This window comes from Rothia sp. P100, from assembly GCF_023712425.1.
GTDB lineage: Bacteria > Actinomycetota > Actinomycetes > Actinomycetales > Micrococcaceae > Rothia > Rothia endophytica.
The window spans coordinates 107,704-130,363 of sequence record NZ_JAMAYG010000002.1; the positions used below are offsets into that span (position 1 = coordinate 107,704).

17 protein-coding genes and 1 riboswitch are annotated in these 22,660 nt (G+C 58.2%); of the genes, 3 read left to right on the top strand and 14 right to left on the bottom strand.

Going from position 1 to position 22,660, the window contains the following annotated elements; all coding sequences use genetic code 11:
- Positions 1–337 precede the first annotated feature (337 nt).
- From M3668_RS05405 to M3668_RS05435, 7 genes are read right to left on the bottom strand one after another with little or no spacing between them, the layout of a single operon-like run.
- Positions 338–1,675: a UDP-glucose dehydrogenase family protein gene (locus M3668_RS05405; protein WP_251379798.1), complete on the bottom strand. Its 1,338-nt coding sequence runs from the start codon at positions 1,673–1,675 to the stop codon at positions 338–340.
- 26 nt (positions 1,676–1,701) lie between these two features.
- Complete coding sequence (locus M3668_RS05410) at positions 1,702–2,742, bottom strand: phosphotransferase (protein ID WP_251379799.1); 1,041 nt, start codon at positions 2,740–2,742, stop codon at positions 1,702–1,704.
- The gene (locus M3668_RS05415) at positions 2,739–3,842 is read right to left on the bottom strand and encodes an aminoglycoside phosphotransferase family protein (protein WP_251379800.1); all 1,104 of its coding nucleotides are present in this window, start codon (positions 3,840–3,842) and stop codon (positions 2,739–2,741) included. Before M3668_RS05415 ends, M3668_RS05410 begins: the two co-directional genes overlap by 4 nt.
- On the bottom strand, positions 3,839–5,650 hold the full coding sequence (locus M3668_RS05420) for an ABC transporter ATP-binding protein (protein WP_251379801.1): 1,812 nt from the start codon (positions 5,648–5,650) through the stop codon (positions 3,839–3,841). Before M3668_RS05420 ends, M3668_RS05415 begins: the two co-directional genes overlap by 4 nt.
- On the bottom strand, positions 5,643–6,758 hold the full coding sequence (locus tag M3668_RS05425) for a glycosyltransferase family 4 protein (RefSeq protein ID WP_251379802.1): 1,116 nt from the start codon (positions 6,756–6,758) through the stop codon (positions 5,643–5,645). Before M3668_RS05425 ends, M3668_RS05420 begins: the two co-directional genes overlap by 8 nt.
- Positions 6,758–7,963, bottom strand: a complete 1,206-nt coding sequence (locus M3668_RS05430; protein WP_251379803.1) for a glycosyltransferase — start codon at positions 7,961–7,963, stop codon at positions 6,758–6,760. Before M3668_RS05430 ends, M3668_RS05425 begins: the two co-directional genes overlap by 1 nt.
- Positions 7,951–9,165, bottom strand: a complete 1,215-nt coding sequence (locus tag M3668_RS05435) for a glycosyltransferase family protein (protein ID WP_251379804.1) — start codon at positions 9,163–9,165, stop codon at positions 7,951–7,953. The genes M3668_RS05430 and M3668_RS05435 overlap by 13 nt, the downstream gene beginning before the upstream one ends.
- A gap of 409 nt (positions 9,166–9,574) precedes the next feature.
- Between M3668_RS05435 and M3668_RS05440 the strand changes: the two genes are divergently transcribed.
- On the top strand, positions 9,575–10,570 hold the full coding sequence (locus tag M3668_RS05440; RefSeq protein ID WP_251379805.1) for an acyl-CoA thioesterase: 996 nt from the start codon (positions 9,575–9,577) through the stop codon (positions 10,568–10,570).
- A gap of 226 nt (positions 10,571–10,796) precedes the next feature.
- Here the strand turns inward: M3668_RS05440 and M3668_RS05445 are convergent, their stop codons facing one another.
- From M3668_RS05445 to thiM, 3 genes are all read right to left on the bottom strand, one after another.
- On the bottom strand, positions 10,797–12,293 hold the full coding sequence (locus tag M3668_RS05445) for a bifunctional hydroxymethylpyrimidine kinase/phosphomethylpyrimidine kinase (RefSeq protein WP_251379806.1): 1,497 nt from the start codon (positions 12,291–12,293) through the stop codon (positions 10,797–10,799).
- Positions 12,290–12,925: a thiamine phosphate synthase gene (thiE, locus tag M3668_RS05450; protein ID WP_251379807.1), complete on the bottom strand. Its 636-nt coding sequence runs from the start codon at positions 12,923–12,925 to the stop codon at positions 12,290–12,292. Before thiE ends, M3668_RS05445 begins: the two co-directional genes overlap by 4 nt.
- Complete coding sequence (gene thiM / locus M3668_RS05455) at positions 12,925–13,737, bottom strand: hydroxyethylthiazole kinase (protein WP_251379808.1); 813 nt, start codon at positions 13,735–13,737, stop codon at positions 12,925–12,927. Before thiM ends, thiE begins: the two co-directional genes overlap by 1 nt.
- Positions 13,727–13,823, bottom strand: a riboswitch (TPP riboswitch). (Overlaps the previous gene by 11 nt.)
- A 178-nt stretch (positions 13,824–14,001) precedes the next feature.
- Here thiM and hisD point away from each other — a divergent pair.
- Both hisD and nrdR read left to right on the top strand, forming a co-directional pair.
- Positions 14,002–15,321: a histidinol dehydrogenase gene (hisD, locus tag M3668_RS05460; protein WP_251380157.1), complete on the top strand. Its 1,320-nt coding sequence runs from the start codon at positions 14,002–14,004 to the stop codon at positions 15,319–15,321.
- Entirely contained in the window at positions 15,321–15,797 is a 477-nt protein-coding gene (gene nrdR / locus M3668_RS05465) for a transcriptional regulator NrdR (protein WP_251379809.1), read from the top strand. The genes hisD and nrdR overlap by 1 nt, the downstream gene beginning before the upstream one ends.
- A gap of 87 nt (positions 15,798–15,884) precedes the next feature.
- Here the strand turns inward: nrdR and glgX are convergent, their stop codons facing one another.
- The 4 genes from glgX to glgB are packed head-to-tail and all read right to left on the bottom strand — an operon-like array spanning position 15,885 to position 22,658.
- A complete protein-coding gene (glgX, locus tag M3668_RS05470) occupies positions 15,885–17,756 on the bottom strand; it encodes a glycogen debranching protein GlgX (RefSeq protein WP_251379810.1) in 1,872 nt (623 codons plus the stop codon).
- Entirely contained in the window at positions 17,753–19,219 is a 1,467-nt protein-coding gene (gene glgA, locus M3668_RS05475) for a glycogen synthase GlgA (RefSeq protein WP_251379811.1), read from the bottom strand. The genes glgX and glgA overlap by 4 nt, the downstream gene beginning before the upstream one ends.
- Positions 19,220–19,227: 8 nt before the next feature.
- The gene (glgC, locus tag M3668_RS05480; protein ID WP_251379812.1) at positions 19,228–20,526 is read right to left on the bottom strand and encodes a glucose-1-phosphate adenylyltransferase; all 1,299 of its coding nucleotides are present in this window, start codon (positions 20,524–20,526) and stop codon (positions 19,228–19,230) included.
- Positions 20,523–22,658, bottom strand: coding sequence for a 1,4-alpha-glucan branching protein GlgB (glgB, locus tag M3668_RS05485; RefSeq protein WP_251379813.1), 2,136 nt, complete (start codon positions 22,656–22,658; stop codon positions 20,523–20,525). Before glgB ends, glgC begins: the two co-directional genes overlap by 4 nt.
- Positions 22,659–22,660 lie beyond the last annotated feature (2 nt).

The following is a 22,660-nucleotide window of genomic DNA, read 5'->3' on the forward strand; positions in this document are numbered from 1 at the left end:
ATTGGATTCTAGGTTCAGGCTGACACTCTGCAACTACATCATTCCTCATAATAATAAATCGGCATTTACTATAATTTTTATAAAAATATCAAACCATCTTTATAAGGTAATTTCTGAAATAGTGATGACAAAGCGTTTCTTTGCATTCTGATAGATTAACGCTGTTCACAGTAATCTAGACAAAACCGAAGTTGAGTTGATATCCAATAGCCAGTGAGCCGACTGCGCCCAGCAAAGAACAGCGGGGTTCCCTTTCAACTGCTTTGTTTCTGTCGCAGTAGAAAGCAAACCCCACACAAGGTAAGGTGGCGGCAGGTCCTAAGACGGGTCGAGAAAGTTACCTGCCGAGGCCTGCGTAGCTCCAGCCGGCGCCCTGCCAGATGCAGGGGTCAAGAGCATTACGCCCGTCAATAATACGAGCGGTGCCCACCAGCTCGGTCGCCTGCACAGGGTCAATGTTGACGAACTCGGCCCATTCCGTCAGTAAAAGCACCAGATCACTGCCCGTCAGTGCGGTCAACACATCTGCCTCGGTGATGAGCTGGGGGTAGCGGGTAGCAACACCCGGTAGTGCCTCGGGGTCGGTAATGGTTACCTGAGCGCCGGCGTCCGCCAAACGCAGCGCCACCTCAAGAGCAGGGGAGTCACGGATGTCGTCGCTGTTGGGCTTGAACGCGGCACCCAGAACCGTAATTTTTGCGTTCTCAATCTTTCTGTCAAAAATCTTGATTGCTTGTGCGACCACGCGGTCGCGACGGCGCTGATTAATAGCGTCCACATCGCGCAGGAAGCTGACCGCGCTTTCAACGCCCAGCTCCTCAGCCCGGGCCTGGAAGGCTCGGATGTCCTTGGGCAGGCAACCTCCACCGAAACCGATACCGGCCTTCAAGAACTTGTTGCCAATACGCTCGTCATAACCGATAGCGGTGGCAAGCTCGGTGACATCCCCACCGGTAGCCTCGCAGAGCTCAGCCATCGCGTTGATAAAACTGATCTTGGTAGCGAGGAAGGAATTAGCGGCGACTTTAACCAGCTCGGCGGTAGGGTAGCTGGTCTTGATGAGGGGGATACCCTCTGCCAGCAGGGGAGCATAGACCTTCTCCAGTGCAGCAGCACCGGTCTTAGCCCGTTCAGCATCCTGGGGTAGACCATAGACCAGTCGGTCCGGGTGCAGAGTGTCTGCAACCGCAAAGCCTTCACGCAGGAACTCGGGGTTCCACAGCAGGGTGGCGCCAGCGGCTTCGATGCGAGGGGCTAGGGCAGAGGCAGTGCCCACGGGAACGGTGGACTTACCCACAATGACGGGGCGGCCAGCTTCAGCGGCGGTATCAGAGCTGGGCAGAGCCTTCAGCACCATGTCCACGGCGGAGTTCACGTAGGTGAGATTAGCTGCCTTGCCGTCCTCAGACTGCGGGGTTCCCACAGCGATGAAGTGGACGTCAACGTCAGCGAGTTCTTCTGACGCGGGAGCCAGAGCAAAGCGGAGTTTGCCCGAATCTAAGGCGGCGCGCAGAATCTCGGGGAAGCCCGGTTCAAAGAAGGGAGCTTGGCCCGCAGCCAGCGCCTCGATGCGGGAGGCATCGACGTCAACACCGATGACCTCGTGACCAAGCTGAGCCATAGCCGCTGCGTGGACGGCACCGAGGTAGCCGCAACCGATGACTGAGATTTTCATGAAATGTTCCTTTGAGATAGTGATGTTTAAAAAACTGAGGGGGTGTGGGCTAGTGCCCAATCAAGCCAGGTAGCAAGCCAAGGGGCGGAGCGGGGGCGGAAAGCGTAAACGCAGGTGATCCGAATGCGGGAACCCTGGGTGTAGGCCCTGAGTCTCTGAGGGCTGATTCCGGCCTCTTGGGCGAGATCCCACAAAATTACGGTGATTTCGGCGGCTTTTTCAGCGGTGAGATGCCCCTGGATTCGGCGCAGCTCGATGTGAGCCAGAAGGTTGCCTACATCCAGGGCAGCTTCGCCGATTGCCGCGGTATCAATGTCAAGAATTCCCAGCTGCGAACCGTCCCAGAGCAGCTGCTTATCGTGGAGATCACGGTGAAGCAGGACGAGCTGATCCGGCTTTTCTGCCAGAGCGGTTGCAACGGCTTCTGCTGCCCCCTCGAGGTCGTTGATGCGGTCGAGGGCGGCGTAGTTGCGAGCAGACTCAATCCATTGGGCTAGCACCCTTTTTTCCTCCACTGAGCTGTGGAGTGAGTAGTGAGTCACATCAGCCAGATCTTTCCCCAGGGTCAAAAACCGTTTCCAGGAGTCTGCAAAGACCTCCCATGCCGGCAGGGAGTCATCGCCCAGCTCTAGCAAGGTCTGGCCGGGCAGAAGTGAAAAATCAAGAGATTGCTCGCGCACCGCAAGGACGCTGGCCGAGCTAAAACCTGCCTCTTCAAAAACCTCACCCAAACTGCTGGATAGAGCTGCTACCTTTTCTGCCTTACCGGGGCGCAGGTGCTTAGTAACTGCGTGGTGTTCCCTGGTGACGGCGCGCTTGCTGGCCCGGTGCACCATAAGCTGTGCACCACCGTCCACAGCCGCTTCTAACCAGGGTAGCTTCTTATCAGCCCCATATGTGAGCAGGGAAATATTCCCTTCAGCGGTGACCTTCCCCGCGCGCAGGAGCCCCTGGGCGTCGAATGTTTCAAAAATGAGGGCACCGTCTTTGGCCGGCCACGCTCTGCGCACCGGGTTAGTGCGGTGGTAGCGTCGCAGGGCTTCTAAAGCCGTGGTATTAGCACTCATAGCATCTGCTCAATTCTGCTCAGGCCCGCCTCAACCTCGTCCTTCCAACCGGGTTGAGCACTGCGGAGCGGGTCGGCCAGACGCAGGGCAAGAGCTCCAGCCAAGGCATGTTGAAGATCTAGAACCGGCAGCCCGTGCCCCGCCGTGCTGCTGTAGCCCTCGAAGAAGGCGGCACTGACCTCGGTGGGTGAGGTTGCCATAAAAGAACCAATATCAACGGGGGCTGGTCCCAGATAAGCCCGGTCAAAATCAGTAAGCCAGAGCGCCCCGGTGGCCTCATCGGTCAGAACCTGGTCCGGTGAGGCATCCCCGTGCAGCAATACCGGCGGTCCTGATAGGGGCTTGAACGCTGCGGCCAGTGCGCGGGTGCGGCCAGCAAGTTCTGGGGCCAACACATCAAAGAGGGAAGCATGCGCTTCTAACTGGACAGCAGGAGAAATATTCTTAGCCGCCAGATGACGATTGAGGTAGTTGGGCAAAGAAGAAACCGAAGCATGCAGATCAGCGAAGAGCGCACCGACGGACGTAGCTTGAGCGGTAGAGATACTTGAGCTGAGATCTCTGGTGCCCACGAAACGCAGCACGTCCATACCGGTGCCCGTATCGGGGTCCAGCACTTCAGGTACAGGCACATGTAAACCCACAAAACGGTAGAGGTCAGTGCTGTGGGGGTCTGCGGAGGTGACGATGCGGGAGACTCGGTAACCGTTGCGGACCACCAGACGGCGCAAGGGGTTATAGCGCAGAATTTCACCGTCATCCATACCCTCAAAGGAAACGAGATGCATCATTAGCTTAGGGTCGGTTTTAACCCCACCCCACTGGAGAATAAAACCATCGGGCAACTCACTCTGCTGCACACTTAAGCCCAGCTTGGCTGCTTTGCTTCTATGCTTTTCAGCCTTACCTGCTCCGGCCGGCCACATCAGACGCACCCAGCCTGAGGCGTCCTGACCTTCTGCACCGGCAGGGGTGAAGGAGGCTGTCAGCGAGGTTCCCGGCTTAGCACGAAGTGAAGTCGCTGTTACCTGCGCCCCTAGAGCATCGGAGAGCCAGCTGGCGTCCAGCATCTGCTCGGTATACATCACCGTAGCGTTCATGGTGTATCTCCAATTCGAATGTCATCAAGGTTTTGTTGGCCGGCATTGACCCACTGGCGGAACTCCTTGGAGTTAGCCAGCAGAGCGGTGGGGGAGTCATCGAGCAGAACCCGACCGTCCTGTAACCACACCACGCGGTCAGCTCGTAGGGCGACCTCAGTGTCGTGGGTCACTGCCAGGGTGGTTCGCCCCGCAACGAGCTTCTCGATAGCGTCCATCACCAGTGATGCCGATTCCGGGTCAAGACCGGTTGTTGCCTCATCGAGAATCACAATGGGGGTGTTGCGCAGCAGCGCGCGGGCAATGGCGATTCGCTGACGCTGGCCACCTGAGAGCGTGCCACCGCGTTCACCCACCACCGTGTTATAGCCGTCGGGCAGGGTCTCAATGAAAGCGTGGGCATGGGCTGCCCGTGCCGCCTGCTCAACCTCCTCATCCGTGGCATCGAACCTGCCGTAGCGAATGTTCTCTCGAACCGTGCCGGTAAAGAGCACCGCCTCTTGGTGGAGCAGAGAAACGCTGGAACGAAGCTCATCAAGATCGGCGCTAGCCACCGAGACACCATCGATAGTCACGGTGCCCCAGTTGGGGTCCTGAGCTCGCACCAAAAGAGATACCAGCGTAGATTTGCCGGCTCCTGAAGGCCCGATGATCGCTACCAACTCACCGGGGCGAGCTGTGAGACTGAGACCCCGTAAGACCGAGTGCCCCCCATAGTCGGTGTGTACATCGTTGAAGGACACCTCGCCCTTGACGGCACCGAGGTCATCGGGGGTAGCGAGAACCGCCAGTTCACTTTCGACGTCCATGAGATCGGCAACGCGCTCGCCGCTTGCGGTGGCTCGGGCTATACGTCCAGTATATTTTGCCATGTCACGCAGGGGTTTCATGGTGGTTTTCAGGTAGGTGGTGAAGAGTACAAGGTCGCCCACCGTCATCGCTCCCTGCAGGACACGCAGAGCGCCGCCCACGAGTACTGCGGCTGTTGCTAGACCCACGATGACGTCGGTCCCGCGTTCCAAACGGGCAGCCAGACGTCTAGCCTGCACGCCGTCTTTGAGCGACTTTTTATTAGCCGAGGTAAAACGGGCGCCAATGTGCTCTTCGAGCCCGTAGGCCTGTACCACCTTGATGGAGGACAGTGATTCTTGAGCTGTATTGGCTAGCTGGCCCTCTGCCTTGCGGGTCTTCCGTGAGGCAGTGGTAATTTTCTTGGCTGTGCCGCGCGATAGGAGCGGGAAGGCTACCAGCGCCAGTACCACCACGAGTGAGAGCGCCGGGTCAATAATGAGCATGACCACCAGCATGATGACCAGGGTCAGCATATTAGCCATCAGAGGCAGACCAGCGGTAACGGCTACCTCCTGGAGCTTACCCACGTCGCCCACAATGCGCTGAACGGTATCGGCGCTGCGGTTGCGGGCGTGGAAGCCCAGGTGCAGGCCCTGAACGTGGGAGAAGACGCGGGCGCGTAGCAGAGTGGACGCACGCGACCCAACCAACGCAAAGGCGACGGTTGCCATGTAGTTGGAGAGCGCGCGCAGGCTCACAATAAGAATCAGGGCAACTCCGCACCAGATGAGCAGGGAGACTGAAGCTGCAGGGCCTGCCTGGTTTGCACCCAGAGAAACCGAAACCGCGTCAATCACGAACTTCATGGGCCAGGGCTCTAGCACGCGGAAGGCCACCTCAAAGAGTAGGGCGACGACGCCACCGGCTGCCAGGGTTCTCTGCGGCTTAATATTTGGGGCAAGGAGCTCCAAGGTACGCCGCAACGCGCGTTTTTTTATGCGTTTAGACTTAGCCACAGGCAGGCACCTGCGCTAGGTCAAAGATTCGGGCGACGACGCTGCTCCAGCTATGCTTTTGTACGGCTAATGTGCGGGCAGTAGCGCCCAACCGGGCACGGATTGAGGGATCAGCTACCAACCGGTCGATAGCTGCCGCTAGGGCCGCTGGGTCCGAACCTGGCACCAGTAAACCTGCTCCGTCAATGAGCTCGGGAATCTGGCCGATGTCGGTGGCTACCACGGGTAACCCAGCAGCTAGGTACTCGTAGACTTTCAGCGGGGAGAAGTAGTGCTCTGAGCTATTGCTGGCAGCGGGGTAGGGGGCGACGCCCAGAGCGCTGCCGGCAATTTCAGCTGGCATGTTTTCGGGCACGACGGCACCGCGGAAGTCCACCTGTACCCCTAGCTTCGCGGCCTGTGTTTCTAGAGACACGCGTTCTGGACCATCACCGACGATGCGGAGTAGCCAGTCGTGCTGGGCACAAGCAGCTGCCTCAATGAGGTCAGATACCCCGTGCCAGGGCTTTAGGGTACCCACGAAGGTGACAACGGGGGTGCCGGTTGCCTCAGGCGAGGGCTGGATACGGTTAATGCTGACGCCATTGGGCACGGTGTGTGCCTGAGCAGCGGGAACATGAGTCAGTACCCAATCGCGGACCGGGTCAGAGACGCAGACGACGGCACTGGCTGCCTGAGCTTGACGGGTGAGGGCGGTGAAAGCCTGGTCTTCGTTCACTAGAACGCGGTGGGTTTTCTGTTCATCAATCAGAGGGGCGTTGACTTCAAGAATCCCGGGCAGGGTGGTGTCTGCAAGAACCGTGCTGAAGAGGGAGTAGCGCTCATAGACAAAATTCGCACCCCATTCAGCGATGTCGGCGACCATTGCCGCTGTGATCTGTTGCTGGGCAAGTTCGCGCTCGGCGGCGTCCTTAGCGCCGATTTTGTACTCGCGCAGCGGCAGATTGGCAAGGTCAGCGGGCACTTCTTTGCCCTTGCGGGTCGTGAAAACGCTGACCTCGTGGCCCAGCGCCAGAAATTCCCGCACTACTTCTTGGACGTGCACGGAGGCACCCTTGCTACCAAAGATGGGGATGCCGGGGTCAAGGCTGAGGTAGGCGATACGCATTAGGGTGCCTCCGTGGTTTCTAGGGTGTTCAGGCGCTGTGCCTGAAAGTTGCTATCGAAGTTCTGTTCAATGAGTTGACGGGCGGCCTCTGCCAGTGCCGGGGTGTCAACATCCCCGTCTGCGATGCTTGCCAGCGCATCAGCAAGAGCCGGCACGTCGCCCGGTTCTAGCAGCAGACCGGTTTCACCGTTTCGGATCACCTCGGGTAGGCCGGTAACAGACGTGGTAACTACCGGGGCGCCGCAGGCCATGGCTTCGAGAACAACCGTGGGCAGTCCGTCCATGTTGCCGTCGCCCGCTGGCACGCAGGGGGCTACAAAAACGTCGCTGCTGCGCAGCAGCTGGCGTACTTCTGCTTGGGTGAGGGGCCCGGGCATGGTGACCTGCTGGGTCAGCCCCAACTGTTCAACTTTTTGGCGAAGCTGCTCATCAAGCTCGCCGTCCCCGCCCAGGGTCAGAGAGAAATCTACGCCTCGCTCAGCCAAGATGGCGACAGCGCCCAAGAGTTCGCTAAAACCCTTCTTGGGTACAAAACGGCCCACAGCCGCGATACGCAACGTACCTGTGGGTAGGGAGGGCTTGACGTACTCGAAACGTGAAAGCTCCAGTGCGTTGTAGAGCAAGACTAGGTTGGCGCCGGTGTCCGTGAGAACCTTCTGCAGATAGCCCTCGTTGAACCTACTGATGGCTAAAACTTGGGCGGCGTCCCCACAAATCCTGCGTAGCCAGATGGGATTAACCGATTCGTGGAAGATATCTTTAGCGTGGGTGGTCACGGTATAGGGAATGCCAGTTAGCTTGGAAGCAACCCAGGCCATGCGCCCGGCCAGCGATGCGAAGTGGGCGTGCAGGTGGGTGATACCGTCAGCTTTGACCCGTTGCGCCAACGCGACACCCTGAGCCACATCGCTGGCCTCTAGCTCGGTGAGCTCAGGGAGGATGGATGCAAAGTTGGCTAGGATTTCGGGGTCCTGGGTAGAGGCGGTGACCTGCTGCCAGAAGCGGTTGGCGTTGGTGGGGCGAGGCACCCAGGTGACCGGCGCTTTGACTCGGGCCAGTTCTGGGTGAAAACGAGCATCGGTGGTGGGGCGCATCGCGTAGATGCGAAGATCTGCTCCGGCAGCTTCTCGGGCCAGAATTTCTGTCACCACAAAGGTTTCAGAAAAGCGGGGGTAAACCTTAAGGACGTAACCTATGCGGTGCATGCTTCCTCCCGGGGAGCGGGGTATGTATTAGTGAAAGTTTCTGCTGCTAGTTTGGCTGTCTTGGTTAGCCCATTCCGTTTAATTCCTGAACGATCAACTCTGCTGCCGACCGCCTGTGCCAGCCAGGCACCGGTCAGAGCAGACGTTAGGTTTCCCACCTGGAGCAAATCCACGACCCCCACTTTCTGCAGGGCACGGGCACGGATGAGCTGTTCGGTGCGCGGTGTTTCCCGAGGGACAATCAGAGCAGGGGTATCGGTGGCAAGAATTTCGTTGACCGAGTTGTAGCCACCCATTGAAATCACAGCGGCAGCTTGTTCCATGAGCCCACTGAGCCCAGGAAGGGAGCCAACCACGCGGGTTCCAGCAACAGCCTTGGCCTGTAGCTTGAGTAGTTTGCGGTTATTCAGTTGTGGCCCGGCAACCACCAGATGCTGGTAGCCATCTGGCACCTCGCTGCGAACCAGTGTCTGCAGTAGCTGGTAGCCGTCAGAACCGCCGCCGGCTGTGCTGAGAATGAAAGGGGCAGCGTGCCCCGGGTCGGTCGGCACTTCGGTCAGCTCCCTGCCCTGTGCAAGGTAGCCGGTAAAACGCACCAGATCAGCCAAACATTCGGGGACTTCGCCAGCTGCTACGGGGTTGTGAACCTTCCGGTCTCCGTAGACCCAAATCGCGTCAATGAGATGACGGAGGTTCTGGGGGTCCCCGTGTTTGAACCATTCGGCATGTGCGACCTCGGGGGCGTCCAGAACTTCACGTAGACCCAGTACCACGCGGACCTCTGGGTTGCGTTGGCGTAGGGTGATGAGTGGGGTCTGGAGTTCTCGCATGACACCAAAAATATGGCGGTCGATGATGACCAAATCAGGGTTGAAGCCTAGCAGGCAGGCGTGCAAGAGCTGGGACCGAAGACCAATCAGGTGCTTAGTGCTGGCATTCAGTGAGCGTGATGCATAAGCCCCCTCTGCCTTGTGGATGCTGGGGATGAAGACCCAGTCAAAGCCTTCGGGCAGTGGGAAGGTGCTTGCATAGGGCAGACCGGAGACGAGTAATCCCGCCACCGGGCGGCCGGTTAACTTGGGGAAGTGGCGGGCTATATGGTGGGCGATGGATAGGTTGCGGCGGACGTGACCCAATCCCTGGGAATCGTGGCTGTAGAGCACCACGCGCACAGGCTGAGCGCTAGCTACTTGTGGGAGCATATGTTGCATGATTCCTCGGTTCACGCCCTAAGGGCTGGGCTGTGGGATGGTACCCACCTTTTGTTTTCCTAAGAAAACTCTATGAGTGCATTATGAAAGGAAAATTAAAGTGGAATGAGATTGTTTTCATGAATGCCTTCAAAGGTGGAGTTGCTGCGGTAAAAAACTAGTCAAAGCGGTTTTTCTTGCTGTTTTGGGGACGGATTCAGCACTTGTAGGGAAACATGAGATTCTGCTCTTGATTCAGGGGCCAACGCAGGTTTTCTCATGGATTCCAGCAACCCGCGTCCCCTTTATGGCCTCAAACCAGGAGGTGTTTTTCCCAGCCCCTCCCCAATACACGAAGAAACAGGCAGAACAGCCTTAGAATGAACAATCAACACCCACCTACAAAGAAGTAGAACTTATTATGAGTCATCAAACCCCATCGCCCTCCATCACCCTGCGCTTTTTAGCAGCCCCCACCGATGTGCTGACAGCAGGTTCCCAGGGGGTGCACGGCGGCCGCGTACTGGAGTGGATTGATAAGGCGGCCTACGCCTGTGCCGTGGGCTGGTCTGGCACCTACTGCGTCACCGCCTACGTTGGCCATATCCACTTCACCCGCCCCATCCCGTCCGGGCACATGGTGGAGGTGCGCTCGCGCATCGTCTACACCGGCCGGTCCACCATGCACATCGTCAATGAAGTGCTCTCGGCTGACCCTCGTGACGGTCTCTTCACGCGTGCTTGCGATTGTCTGGTGATCTTCGTAGCTATGGACGAGAACCGTAAGTCCCAGCCGGTAACCCCCTATGTGCCGGTCACCGATGAAGAGAAGCGGGTGCAGCAGGCAGCCATTTCGCGCATTGATTTGCGCAACGCTATTGAAGACGAGATGATAGCGCAGACCTATTCTTCAAACTCCACGGCGCCAGAAATTACCCATCGTTTTCTCGCCAAGCCCACCGACATTAACTGGGGCGGCAACGTTCATGGCGGCACCGCCATGGAGTGGATCGACGAGGCAGCCACCAGCGTGACCATGGCATGGAGCGGGGAGCGAACTGTAGCTGTTTATGCCGGCGGGGTGCGCTTCTACCGGCCGGTGCACATTGGGGATCTGGTGGAGGTAACCGCCCGTCTGGTGCGGACAGATGCTCGAACCATGGGCGTCATGGTGCACCTGAGGGCTGCGGATCCGCGTGAGCGTGATGAGCAGTTGCCCCTAGCTATTCACGCCTCCATGACCTACGTTGCGGTGAATCATGACGGCAACGCTCTGCCTGCCCGCCCCTTCACCCCGCAGACCGATGAGGACCGTGCCCTGCACCAGCACGCTATGCGCCTACGCGAGCTACGTGCCGAATACGAGCCCATGCCTCTGGTGGCCCCCACCCAGCACAAGGTAAGGTTTACTGACTAACTGACTAGGGGGTGACCGGACCTTGGCGGGAGTGTACGCCTCAATCAAATTTATGGTTGAGGCTGTGCCTGGTGTGGTTGCGATGATTGAATCATCGCAATGGTAACTATTGTTCTTATTACCGCGGTTTTTTATGGTGTAGATCCTGGGTGTGTTCTCGGAGTACCGTGTGGGTCTGTTAAAGAGCTCACACGTTTCTATGCTCCGGGCCGGCTGAGAGAACGGCCTAGAGCGTATCGAGCAACAGGGCCTGGGCAAAGAAGTCTGCCTCCAGCTGGCAAGCTCGCCAGAAAGCCTGCTGCGCCGCCGCCCGCTGATGATCAGAGGCTGCCGCCAGCAATCCCTCGGCAATCTGCACTGCCCGAGCGGTCGATGCCTGGAAGGCCTCATCCCTGTAGGCCTCCACCCAATCCTTATAAGGGTGGTCCTCCGGAATAGCATCAGGCACGAAAGCCGCCAACTGCGCATACAGCCAGAAGCAGGGCAATACCGCGGCGACCGCAACCACGTAGTCGCTTCCAGTCTCAGCCCGCAAAAAGTCTGTATAAGCCAGAGTCGCAGGGGAGGGATGTACCGTTGAGGGGTCCAGATTCCACTGGGCGTGCATTCCCTGTTCAACCGCGATGCAACCGGTCACTGACTCCGCCCAGAAGCTGCGCTCCTCAGCCGACTGAGCAGCAGCAGCAAGACGCGCCAAAACTGCAGCATAGATGTTGAGGTAGTAGTCATCTTGTTCAATGTAGAACGTGAACTGTGACCCGCTCAAAGTACCCTGCATCAGTGCGGAAATAAAGCCGTCTGACCCAAAACGGTCGAGAGATTCGCCAGCATATTCCCAGAGCTCCCGGGTGTGCTCACCGGAGGCCTTCACAACGGGCTGGTGCCGGTTACGTTTGTCAGGAACAGTCGGGTTCTGCAGACCCGATTTAGCTTGTCGGCGCAACCGATGGAAGTGGTCGATGGGTCCGTTACCTGTTCCCACCGCCTGAGCTTCACCATATTGCAGAGCTTCATGTGCCCAGGAGGTCGCCCATTCAAGAGCTACCTGCGGGCTCTCACCCAGACCCAGCCGGGTTGCCAAGGCAGAAGACAGAGAACAACCGGTGCCGTGCGAGGCAGTGGTATCCACAAACCAGGACGCAGCGTGGGCAAGTTCGCCGGTGGCGTTCACCAGGGTGTTGCCCCGGTCATCATCTGCCAGGTGCCCGCCCTTAGCAACCACCAGGGCACCGGTCTTTTCTGCCAAAACCTGTGCCTGGGCAATCAGCTCAGCTCGGCTGCTCGCCGCCGGTTTACCCACGAGGGCCGCCAGTTCGTCCACGTTTGGGGTCAGCACGGTGGCGCAGGTAAGCAGGTCAGCGGATACCGAGTCAGCTAGTGCCTGGCCCGAACTTGCCACCATCACAGGGTCAACGACCACAGAGATATTGGAGGGTAAGTTGCGTAGCCAGTTCACCACCACCGCAGCAGAGGCCTGGTCGGCGATCATCCCGACCTTGACCGCATCAATAGTTACATCATCACTGACGGCCCGTAGCTGGGCTTCCAAAAAATCCGGGTCAGGGGTATGTACCTGCTGGACTCCACGGGTGTTCTGCACCACCAGAGAGGTTACTACCCCCATCCCGTAGCCACCGGCTGCAGCAATGGACTTCACATCAGCCTGTAAACCTGCGCCCCCCGTGGGATCGGTACCGGCAATAGAAAGGACACGAGCTATCATGCCATCAACTCCTTCAAAGCACGGGCAGCCTCGGCTGGATCAGTAGCCGCCATAATCGCAGACACCACGCAGCAACCTGCAACACCCGTCCTGCTGACCTCAGCGATGTTGCTGGTATTGAGCCCGCCAATGGCGACCGAACAAATACCTGATGCAGCGGCATCGGCCGCTAGCGCCTGCAAAGTATTCAGGCCAAGCGCTGCGCCCGCATCCTTCTTGGTGCTGGTGGCGTAGACCGGCCCCATCCCGATAAGGTCGGGGCGAATGCTACCACTCAGTGCTGCCCGGAGCTCGGCGTGGGTTCCCACCGACAGCCCGATTCGGGGCCCAGCACCGAGTAATTCACGGGCGGTCTCCAGGGGCATGTCGCCCTGACCGATGTGCACATCAAGGCTAAAGTGGGCAGCTACCTCTACCCGATCATTGACGACGAGGGGAACTTTTGCGGGTTCGGTGACGGAAAGAACTGACTCAACGAGAGCTGAGAAGGTTGTATCGTCGAGCTCTTTGTCGCGTACCTGGACGGTATTCACGCCACCGTCAATGGCTTCGGCAACCACTCCTGCTACCTTCTGCCACCCGCCAGCCATGCCAGAATCCGTGACCAAGTATAGGCCGTAGTTACCTATCATTAGAGCACCTCGGTTTCACAGCTGGTGGTGCACCCTTCAGCAAGGTGAAGCCCATCGAGCCATGCCTCACGAAACGTTCCCGGACCTTTTGCAAGGGGGTGAGCGTATTCGGCGGCCGTAGCGAAGGTGGCGTGAGCGGCGGCCGCGGCTTCGTGGGCGTCATCCCAGGCTGCCAAGTACGCAGCAACGACGGCACCCAGGGAACAGCCTGTGCCGATCACCAAAGGCATGAAGGCACTGCCGCCGCTAACACGGGTGATTCGATGGGTGGAGACAATGATATCGGTGGCCCCTGAGAGGGCAACCACCCCGCCGGTTTCGCGAGCTAGGGCTATCGCCGCATCCAGGGCCGCTTCACCAGAATCGGTGGAGTCAACTCCTCGGCCTCCTGAGCGCTCTTGCTGGGTGAAAGCAGCGTGAAGGTTGAGAATTTCTGAGGGGTTGCCGCGAATAACGGTGGGTTTGGAGGTAAGTAACTCGACGGATAGTTCAGTACGAACCGTCAATCCGCCGACAGCTACCGGGTCAAGCACCCAGGGTGTACCGTGTGCAGTCGCTACTTTGACGGCGCTACGCATGGACTCCACATAGTAGGGGTCTGGATTGCCCATGTTAATGAGCAGGGCATCTGCCACTGCTGCGAATTGGCCTGATTCCTCGGGGTGGCTCACCATCGCGGGGGAGGCGCCCACTGCCAGAAGAACATTGGCTGAAATTTCCTGAACTACCGAGTTGGTCAGACAGTGCACCAGAGGGTTGCGAGCCCGGACAGTACGGTTAATGATCTCAATTGGCATGCTGGATGGAGTCATCACACATTCCCTTCGCTAATACTAACTAGAGCAGGTTCAACGGGTTTAATCTCAGCGCCAGAGACGGCGCACCCCGAGTGGTACTCACCATGGTAGCAGGTGAAATGTGCCCGTAGTTACATTGCTAGTTACGTTGCTCAGCGGATTAAAATGTTATTCAACCGAACCCGCTGAGTTATGCCTGTCATGGATGCTGGTATTTGACGCCCCCTATAAAATAGAGGTGTGAGCACTATCGATAGCACCCAGAGCCCGGCAGCCCCAATGCTGCGCACCATCGACCTGCGCGGCACCAGCCATTCCTATAAGGAGTTGCGCCAGATTGTTCCTCGCCAAACCAGTGACTATGTGGGCAACGCTCTCGCCACCGTCGAAGACATCATCGCCAGGGTACGCGCCGACGGCGCCCCCTACCTGCGCGAGCTCTCACAGCGTTTTGACGGCGTAACCCAGGGTGCCTTGCGCGTGCCCCAGTCTGCCGTTGACGGTGCGGTTTCCGCCCTAGACCCTGCGGTGCGTGAGGGTCTTGAAATCGCCATCTCCCGCACCCGCGCCTTTGCGGCCGCCCAGCGTCCTGATGATAAAACTATCGAAGTAGCCCCCGGCGCTAAGCTCACCAACCGCTGGACGCCCGTACGCCGTGCTGGCGTCTACGTGCCCGGCGGTCTGGCCGTTTACCCCTCATCCGTCATCATGAACACTGTGCCCGCACAGGCGGCTGGTGTTGGCTCCCTGGTGCTGTGCACCCCGCCCCAAAAAGAATTCGGCGGTCTGCCCCACCCCACCATCCTGGCGGCAGCAGGCCTTTTGGGGGTCACCGAGGTCTGGGCTATCGGCGGCGCCCAGGCGCTAGCCGCTATGGCCTACGGCATTGATGACGACGGTGAAACCCTAGAACCGGTCGACACCATCACCGGTCCCGGTAACATCTTCGTCGCCATGGCAAAACGAGCTCTGCAGGGCGTGGTGGGCGTTGATGGCGAAGCCGGAACCACCGAAATCGCGGTCATTGCGGATGACACCGCCAACCCAGACTACGTAGCGGCTGACCTCATTTCCCAGGCTGAGCATGACCCCAACGCCGGGTCAATTTTGATTACCCACAGCTCGGCTCTTGCCGAGGCGGTGACCGAAGCCATCACCTGTCGCGCGGCTTCCACCAAACACGCCGAGCGTGTCGCCACCGCCCTGTCAGGCCCCCAGTCCGGCATTATTCTCACCAACTCTCTGGATCAGTCCATTGTTGTGGCAGATGCCTACGCCGCTGAGCACCTTGAGATTCACACTGAGGGCGCCGCGGCCGTCGCTGCCCGCGTCCGTAATGCTGGCGCTATTTTTATCGGCGGTTTTTCGCCTGTGCCTCTGGGGGATTACGCTGCTGGTTCTAACCACGTGCTTCCCACCGGTGGGTCGGCCGCATTTGCCTCAGGTTTGAATACCACCGTCTTCATGAAAGCGGTGCAGCTGATTGAGTACTCCAAAGAAGCTCTAGCAGAAATCGGTGACGCTATTGTCGCTGTCGCTGAGGATGAAGATTTGCCCGCCCATGGTGAGGCCATTACCGCCCGCTCGAAAGGCAACTAATGTACTGCCCCTTCTGCCGTCACACCGACTCCCGCGTTGTAGACTCCCGTACAACCGATGACGGTGGCGCTATCCGCCGCCGCCGCCAGTGTACCGAGTGCGGTAAGCGTTTCACCACCGTAGAAACTACCGCCGTTGCGGTCATCAAGCGATCCGGGGTGACCGAGCCTTTCAACCGAGGAAAAATTATCTCCGGTGTGCGTAAAGCTTGTCAGGGGCGCCCTGTCGGTGAGGACGACCTGGCTAAACTGGCCCAGGAAGTTGAAGAGTCGATCCGTGCTAAGGGTCTGGCAGAAATTGATGCCCACGAAGTGGGCCTGAGCATCCTGGAGCCGCTTTCACGTCTGGACACCGTAGCCTATCTTCGCTTCGCCAGCGTCTACCAGGCCTTTGAATCCCTGGCTGATTTTGAGCGAGCTATCGCAGACTTGCGTAACAGTGGGGCTGAGGAGGGCGAGCAGCCAACCCTCATCTAAGTCAGTGACAGTCGCACCCGCAGGTGTGGGGTCCTTAGACACAAAATGCTGAGAGGCAGTACCCTGGTGGGCACTGCCTCTTAGCATTTAGCTATACATCCGTACTGACTGGGGCAGGTCCTCATCGGAGGCAAACTCAAGGTTCCACTGCCTGCCCTCGGGGTGCGGGGGTAGCTGAAGATCCACGTCACCACCGGTATTGAAGACCAGCAAGAGACCGTCTAGCTGCAGTTGGAAGCACCTGAAGGCAGGGTCATGCCAGTCGTGGTCCTGTGTAGGTTGCCCGTCGGCTCGCCACCAGAGCGCTTCATCTCCGTGCAAAAATTCTTGCTGGTGCAGCTGGGGGAAACGGCGGCGTAACGTGATGAGCTCTGCCACGTAAGCCGATAGCTCCTTGTCCGCAGATTCCCAATCAAGCCAGGTGATGTCGTTATCCTGGCAGTAGGCGTTGTTATTGCCCCACTGGGTGTTCCCCAGCTCATCGCCGGCCAGTAGCATGGGCACTCCCTGAGAGAACATTAGAGTTGCCAGCATAGCTTTGATACGACGTTTTCTCACCAGGGTAATGTGGGGATCATCGCTGGGACCTTCAACGCCGCAGTTATCGCTAAAGTTTTCGCCGTGACCGTCCCTATTGTCCTCACCGTTAGCTTCATTGTGCCGCAGGGAGTAGCTCACCACATCATGGAGGGTGAAGCCGTCGTGGGCTGTAATGAAGTTGATGGACGCACTAGCGGGCCTGCTGCTGTGGTCAAAGCGCTCGGCGCTGCCCAGCAGTGCCGAGGCAAGCTTGGCCATACCTTCGGCATCACCTCGCCAAGCCTGGCGCACGCCATCTCTGAAGGTGTCGTTCCATTCGCGCCAGGGGTGCGGGAACTGGCCCAGCTGGTAGCCCCCTCGGCCAATATCCCAGGGCTCAGCGATGATCTTGAGATGTCTGAGAACAGGGTCTTGTGAGATTGCTTGGAAGAAGGCTGAACGATAGTTAAAACCGGTGTGGGAACGCCCCAAAGTGCTGGCTAGGTCGAAGCGGAAACCGTCCACACCGTAGCGCTGGGCAAAATGACGCAAAGAATCGAGCACAAGCCGCAGGACGTGGGGGCTACGGACAGCTAGGGTATTACCGGTGCCGCTGTGATTAGCATAAGACCTATCGGCGTTGCGCATATAGTAGTGGTGGTCGTTGAGGCCACGCATTGAAAGGGTAGGGCCGCCCTGGTCACCCTCACCGCTGTGATTGAACACCACATCCAAAATGACCTCGATGCCGTTCTCGTGTAGAGCGTGCACAGCCTGCCTGAATTCAATATCGGCGTGCGCCCCGGTTTTATCTCCGGAGGCATAACGGGGTTCTAGTGCTGAAAAACCGATGGGCTGGTAGCCCCAGTAGTTGGTGAGGCCGCGCTCAGTGATGTGCTGGTCATCTAAGAAGGCTTGAACGGGCAGTAGCTCCAACGCATTGACGCCCAGACCTTTGAGATAGTCGAGCACGGCGGGATGGCCCAGAGCTGCGTAGGAGCCTCGAATCTGGTCAGGGATACCTGGGTGCTTTTGTGTCAGGCCTTTAACGTGGGCCTCAAGAATCACCACATCCGCCCAGGAATGATGCGGGCGGTTGCTGGTGGGGGCAAAGGTGGTATCAGGTGCAGCCGGTACCACACACTTCGGCACAACCGGTGCGCTGTCGCCAACAGCGCCCCCCGCCATCATCGGGTCCCAGTATAAAGGGGCTTCAAGTTCCTGTGCCCAGGGATCAATGAGAATTTTTTCAGGGTTGAAGTTTTGGTTATTGCCGGTGGCACGAAGACCGTATCGGTCACCTGCGTGCACACCGGCAATATCGCCGATCCAATATTCGCCGTCACGGCGAGTTAGTTCATGCCGAGTTTCGCAATCGTTTTCATCGAAAAGACAAAACCAAACATTCGTGGCTTCTGGTGCCCAAACCTCTATTTTCATTCAATGAGATTATCAAACATTGCTGCATACTGTGCAGCCGACTGCTCCCAGCCAACAGGTGCGTTCATTGCGGTGTGGCGTAGCTGAGACCACGCCCCGGCATCACCGTAGAGATCTATGGCACGGCCGAGAGCGAAACTGAGCCCTCCGGCATCGATGGTTCCACCCAGGTAAGCGTCCCCGAAAGTAAAGCCGGTGGCAGTGCCTGCAGCCAGATTCTCGGGGGTAGCATCGCAGACGGTATCACGGAGCCCACCGGTGGCGGCGACAACCGGTATAGTACCGTAGCGCATGCCGTAAAGCTGCGTCAGACCGCTAGGCTCGAACCGTGAAGGAACCAGTACGATATCGCCACCGGCGTACAGGCGGTGGCTCAGAGCCTCGTCGTAACCAATGCGCAGGCCTACCTGGCCCGGGTAACGGGCAGCTAGATCGCCGAGCGCAGCCTCATATTCAGCGTCGCCAGAGCCCAGAATAGCTACAGCTCCACCGCGCTCCAAAAAGCCCGGTAGTGCTTCAACCATCAGGTCAATGCCCTTCTGATAAGTCAAGCGGGTCACCACAACGGCGAGAGGGCCAGTGGGTTCAGCCAGACTGAATTCTTGCAGTAGGCGCTGACGGTTTTCAGCTTTTCCAGAAGTATCTAGAGCTGAGTAGGGCACAACCTCGGGGTCAGTTGCCGGGTCCCAGACCGAGACGTCAACACCGTTAATAAAGCCTGCTAGTTCACCGCGGTCCCGGCGAGCCTTGACGACCCCTTCAAGACCAAAACCGAAGTGAGCCTCGGTCAGCTCTTGGGCATAGCTGGGGCTCACCGTGGTGAGGCGGGAAGCATGCACCATACCCGCCTTAAGGGTGGATAGCAGCCCGTGGTATTCCAGGGATTCAGGTGTGAAATCCCAGGAGGGCAGACGCAGGTAGTCTAGCTGGTCGGCACCCACGATGCCCTGGAAGGCGATGTTATGCACGGTCATCACGGTCGGTGTCGTAGAACCGGCATAGCGCAGGTAAGAAGGAACCAAACCTGCCTGCCAGTCATGGGCATGCACCAGATCGGGCTTCCACTTATCCTTGGTTCCGTGCAGAGCGATCTGGGCGCCCACCCAGCTGAGAGCCGCGAAACGCACGTGGTTATCGTGGAAGTCGTGACCGTGAGCGGAGTAGGGCCCGCCGTCACGGTCAAAGAGGTGCGGAGCATCCAGCAACAGGACGTTAAGCCCATCAATCTTGCCGCGAACCACCGCAGCGGGGCCGCCGAAAAGGTTTTCATCGCCCCACACGCGGGTGCCGCGTCCAATTTTTTGGAGCAGACCGGGGTAAGCGGGGAGCAGTACCTTGGTTTTCCAACCTAGCGGTTCTAACGCGGCAGGCAGAGCGCCCACCACATCTGCCAGACCACCAGTTTTGATGAGAGGTGCACATTCAGATGCTACCGATAGAACGCGTTTTATACGACGAGCCATGAGGAAATTTACCCTTCTTGTGCAGCTGAGCGGCGATCAATCATTTTCTGGGTAATCAGAGTTACCCCGGTGGCGGTCACGCTGAACCACTTGGCGTCCTCTTCTGGATCTTCACCCACTACTAGACCTTCAGGAATGGTTACGTCACTGTCCACCACACAACGGGTAAGACGCGCTGAACGGCCAATATCAACCTTGGGAAGCACCACGGCCTGATCCAGCTGAGCGTACGAGTGCACGCGGGTGCCGGTGTAGAGCAGCGAGTTAGAAACAGTGGCACCTGAAATGATGCAGTCACCGGCGATTAGGGACTGAATGGCCTGACCAACTCGCCCCTCCTGGTTGTGAACAAACTTGGCGGGAGGAGTGAGCTCTGAGTAAGTCCAAATCGGCCATGAACGATCGTAGAAGTCCAGGGGAGGAATCATTGAGGTCAGGTCAAGGTTAGCCTGCCAGAAGGAATCAATGGTACCGACATCTCGCCAGTAGGGCTCGGTTTCCAGACCGCTCATGACGCAAGAATCGCTGAAGCGGTGGGCGTAAGCACCGCCGTCCTTCACAATCAGGGGAATGATATCGTGCCCGAAATCGTGAGAGGACTCGGGGTTCTCGGCATCAGCGATCAGTATTTCCCTCAGGTAGGACCAGTCAAAGACGTAGATGCCCATCGAGACCAGGGACTCATCGGGGTTATCGGGGCTTGCCGGGGGGACATCTGGCTTTTCGAGGAAGTCGACAATCTGACTGTTCTCATCAACGGCCATAACACCAAAGGCACTTGCCTCATCACGTGCGACGGTCAGGCAGCCGACAGTTACATCAGCGCCCTTCTCCACGTGGTGCTGCAACATGATTTCGTAGTCCATCTTGTAAATGTGATCGCCGGCTAGGACTACAATGTACTCCACCTGGTAGTCATCAACGATGTCAATGTTCTGGTAGATGGCGTCGGCAGTGCCCATGTACCACTGGTGTTCTGACACGCGCTGGCTGGCAGGCAGAATATCGAGGTATTCGTTGCGTTCTGCGCGGAAGAAGCTCCAGCCACGCTGCAGGTGGCGGATGAGGGAGTGTGCCTTGTACTGGGTTGCTACAGCAATCTTACGAATACCTGAGTTGTAGGCATTTGAAAGGGGAAAGTCGATAATTCGGGCCTTGCCACCAAAGTGAACTGCTGGCTTAGCTCTGCGGTCAGTGAGCTCTTCGAGGCGGCTACCACGGCCGCCTGCGAGGACAAAAGCCATAGCCTGATTCGATAGTCGGTGGGTGCTGTCCCTATGAGTGGTGGTTGAGCTGAGGTGAATCATGATTGTTCCTCTACAAAATAGATGACTGACAAGGGTGGAAGTTTGAGGAGGGCTGACTGGGCTTCGTTACCCATAGGCACAGGTTCGGTTTCAATAGCACCACCGTGGCCACGATTTCCGCCGTGGTAGTGGGCAGCGTCGGTATTGAGGGCTTCAATCCAGCGACCGGCCAGCGGGAAGGGCACGCGGTAGCCATCGCGTTCAATCGGGTTTAGGTTCATGACTACCACTACGTGCCGGTCACCCGCCCAGCCGCGTCTCAGCCAGGCGTAAACCTGCTCATCGACGGCATCGACCAGTAGCCACTGAAAGCCGTGAGGGTCAGAGTCGCTGCGGTGTAGGGCAGGTTGTTGCCGGTATAGGCTATTGAGGTCTCGTACCAACGACAGGACGCCGGCGTGACCCTTGTCTTCTAGGACGTGCCAGTCAAGTTCGCTTTCGTAGTTCCATTCACTGGGCTGGCCAAATTCTTGCCCCATGAAGAGAAGCTTCTTGCCGGGGTAGGCCCACATGTAGGCCAGGAAGGCTTTGAGATTACCCAGCTTGGCTGCGTGATCCCCGGGCATCCGCCCGTAGAGGGAACCCTTGCCGTGCACAACCTCGTCGTGGCTAATGGGTAGCATGAAACGTTCACTAAAGATGTAAGTGATGCCAAAGGTCAACAAATCAGAGTGATACTTACGGTAAATCGGGTCTAGCCCAAAGTAGCGCAGTGAGTCATTCATCCAGCCAAGGTTCCATTTGAAGTCAAAGCCCAGGCCACCGTGCTCGGTTGTGCGGGTGACTCCGGGGAAGGTGGTGGATTCCTCAGCGATCATCATGGCACCTTCAACGGTGCGCTCAATGGCGTCATTGGTGGTTTTCAAGAATTCGATGGCTTCGTAGTTCTCGGGCCCGCCGTCCTTATTGGGCACCCACTCGCCATCCTTGCGGGAATAGTTGCGGTGAATGATAGAGGCAACGGCGTCGACGCGCAGACCGTCCAGGTGATATTCCTGCAACCAGTAGAGTGCGTTAGACCGTAGGTGACCGGCCACCTCCGGGCGGCCATAGTTATAGATGAGGGTGTTCCAGTCGGGGTGGAAACCCTCTTGCGGGTTCTGGTGCTCATAGAGTGCGGTCCCGTCAAAGTAGCCTAGCCCGTGGGCGTCGGTGGGGAAGTGCCCCGGCACCCAGTCGGCAATAACCCCGATGCCCTTTTGATGAGCCCGATCAACGAAAGTCTGAAAATCCTCGGGCAGACCGTAGCGAATGGTGGGAGCGTACATGCCGATGGGCTGATAACCCCAGGAGCCGTCAAAGGGGTGTTCAGTGATAGGTAAAACCTCGATGTGGGTAAAGCCAAGATCAGCGACGTAGTCGATCAGATCATGCCACCCTTCACGCCGCCACGAGCTGAGGTGAACCTCATAGACGCTTACTGGGGTGGTCAGCGCGTCCACCTCAGCACGTTTTTTCAGCCAAACGTCATCCTGCCAGGAGTGCTTGCCAAGAGCGCGCACCACCGAGGCGTTCGCCGGAGGCATCTCTGAGCCGAACCCCACCGGGTCAGCCTTGAGAGGCATGAGCTCGCCCTCGGCTGTGAGAATCTCGTACTTGTAGGTTTCCCCCTCGGTGAGACCGGGAATGAAGAGCTCCCAAATACCGCTGGAGCCACGCAGGCGCATGGGGTGGGCAATGCCATTCCATGCGTTGAAAGCGCCCACCACAGAAACGCGGCTAGCATTCGGCGCCCACACGGCGAAATGTACTCCCGGTACATTTTCGTGCTGCATGGGGTGGGCACCAAGCACCCGCCATAGAGACTCATGCCTGCCCTCACTGATGAGATGTTCATCGAGGGAACCCAAGACCGGGGTGAACCGATAGGGGTCCTCCTTCTCCTCAACATATCCGCCATTCCATTCAATGCGCAGGCGGTAGTAGGGGAGTGACTCACCCACAAAGACGGGCACATCACCCCAGCGCTGCACCAGTTCTCGCTGGTCCGTTGCGTTGACGGCCCACACTCGATGAGCGCCGGGAAGAAGCGCCACAATTTCGGTGCCGTCCGCGCTTGGTCCCAGAACCTTGAATGGGTCCCGGTGTTTTCCTGCAGCGAGGACGCGGGCTTCTTCGTGGGTGATTGCCATGA

Coding starts and splice junctions, on each gene's coding strand:
- M3668_RS05405 (WP_251379798.1), bottom strand. CDS start 1,675: ATGAAAATCTCAGTCATCGGTTGCGGCTACCTCGGTGCCGTCCACGCA.
- M3668_RS05410 (WP_251379799.1), bottom strand. CDS start 2,742: ATGAGTGCTAATACCACGGCTTTAGAAGCCCTGCGACGCTACCACCGC.
- M3668_RS05415 (WP_251379800.1), bottom strand. CDS start 3,842: ATGAACGCTACGGTGATGTATACCGAGCAGATGCTGGACGCCAGCTGG.
- M3668_RS05425 (WP_251379802.1), bottom strand. CDS start 6,758: ATGCGTATCGCCTACCTCAGCCTTGACCCCGGCATCCCCATCTTTGGT.
- M3668_RS05430 (WP_251379803.1), bottom strand. CDS start 7,963: ATGCACCGCATAGGTTACGTCCTTAAGGTTTACCCCCGCTTTTCTGAA.
- M3668_RS05435 (WP_251379804.1), bottom strand. CDS start 9,165: ATGCTCCCACAAGTAGCTAGCGCTCAGCCTGTGCGCGTGGTGCTCTAC.
- M3668_RS05440 (WP_251379805.1), top strand. CDS start 9,575: ATGAGTCATCAAACCCCATCGCCCTCCATCACCCTGCGCTTTTTAGCA.
- M3668_RS05445 (WP_251379806.1), bottom strand. CDS start 12,293: ATGATAGCTCGTGTCCTTTCTATTGCCGGTACCGATCCCACGGGGGGC.
- thiE (WP_251379807.1), bottom strand. CDS start 12,925: ATGATAGGTAACTACGGCCTATACTTGGTCACGGATTCTGGCATGGCT.
- thiM (WP_251379808.1), bottom strand. CDS start 13,737: ATGACTCCATCCAGCATGCCAATTGAGATCATTAACCGTACTGTCCGG.
- hisD (WP_251380157.1), top strand. CDS start 14,002: ATGCTGCGCACCATCGACCTGCGCGGCACCAGCCATTCCTATAAGGAG.
- nrdR (WP_251379809.1), top strand. CDS start 15,321: ATGTACTGCCCCTTCTGCCGTCACACCGACTCCCGCGTTGTAGACTCC.
- glgX (WP_251379810.1), bottom strand. CDS start 17,756: ATGAAAATAGAGGTTTGGGCACCAGAAGCCACGAATGTTTGGTTTTGT.
- glgA (WP_251379811.1), bottom strand. CDS start 19,219: ATGGCTCGTCGTATAAAACGCGTTCTATCGGTAGCATCTGAATGTGCA.
- glgC (WP_251379812.1), bottom strand. CDS start 20,526: ATGATTCACCTCAGCTCAACCACCACTCATAGGGACAGCACCCACCGA.
- glgB (WP_251379813.1), bottom strand. CDS start 22,658: ATGGCAATCACCCACGAAGAAGCCCGCGTCCTCGCTGCAGGAAAACAC.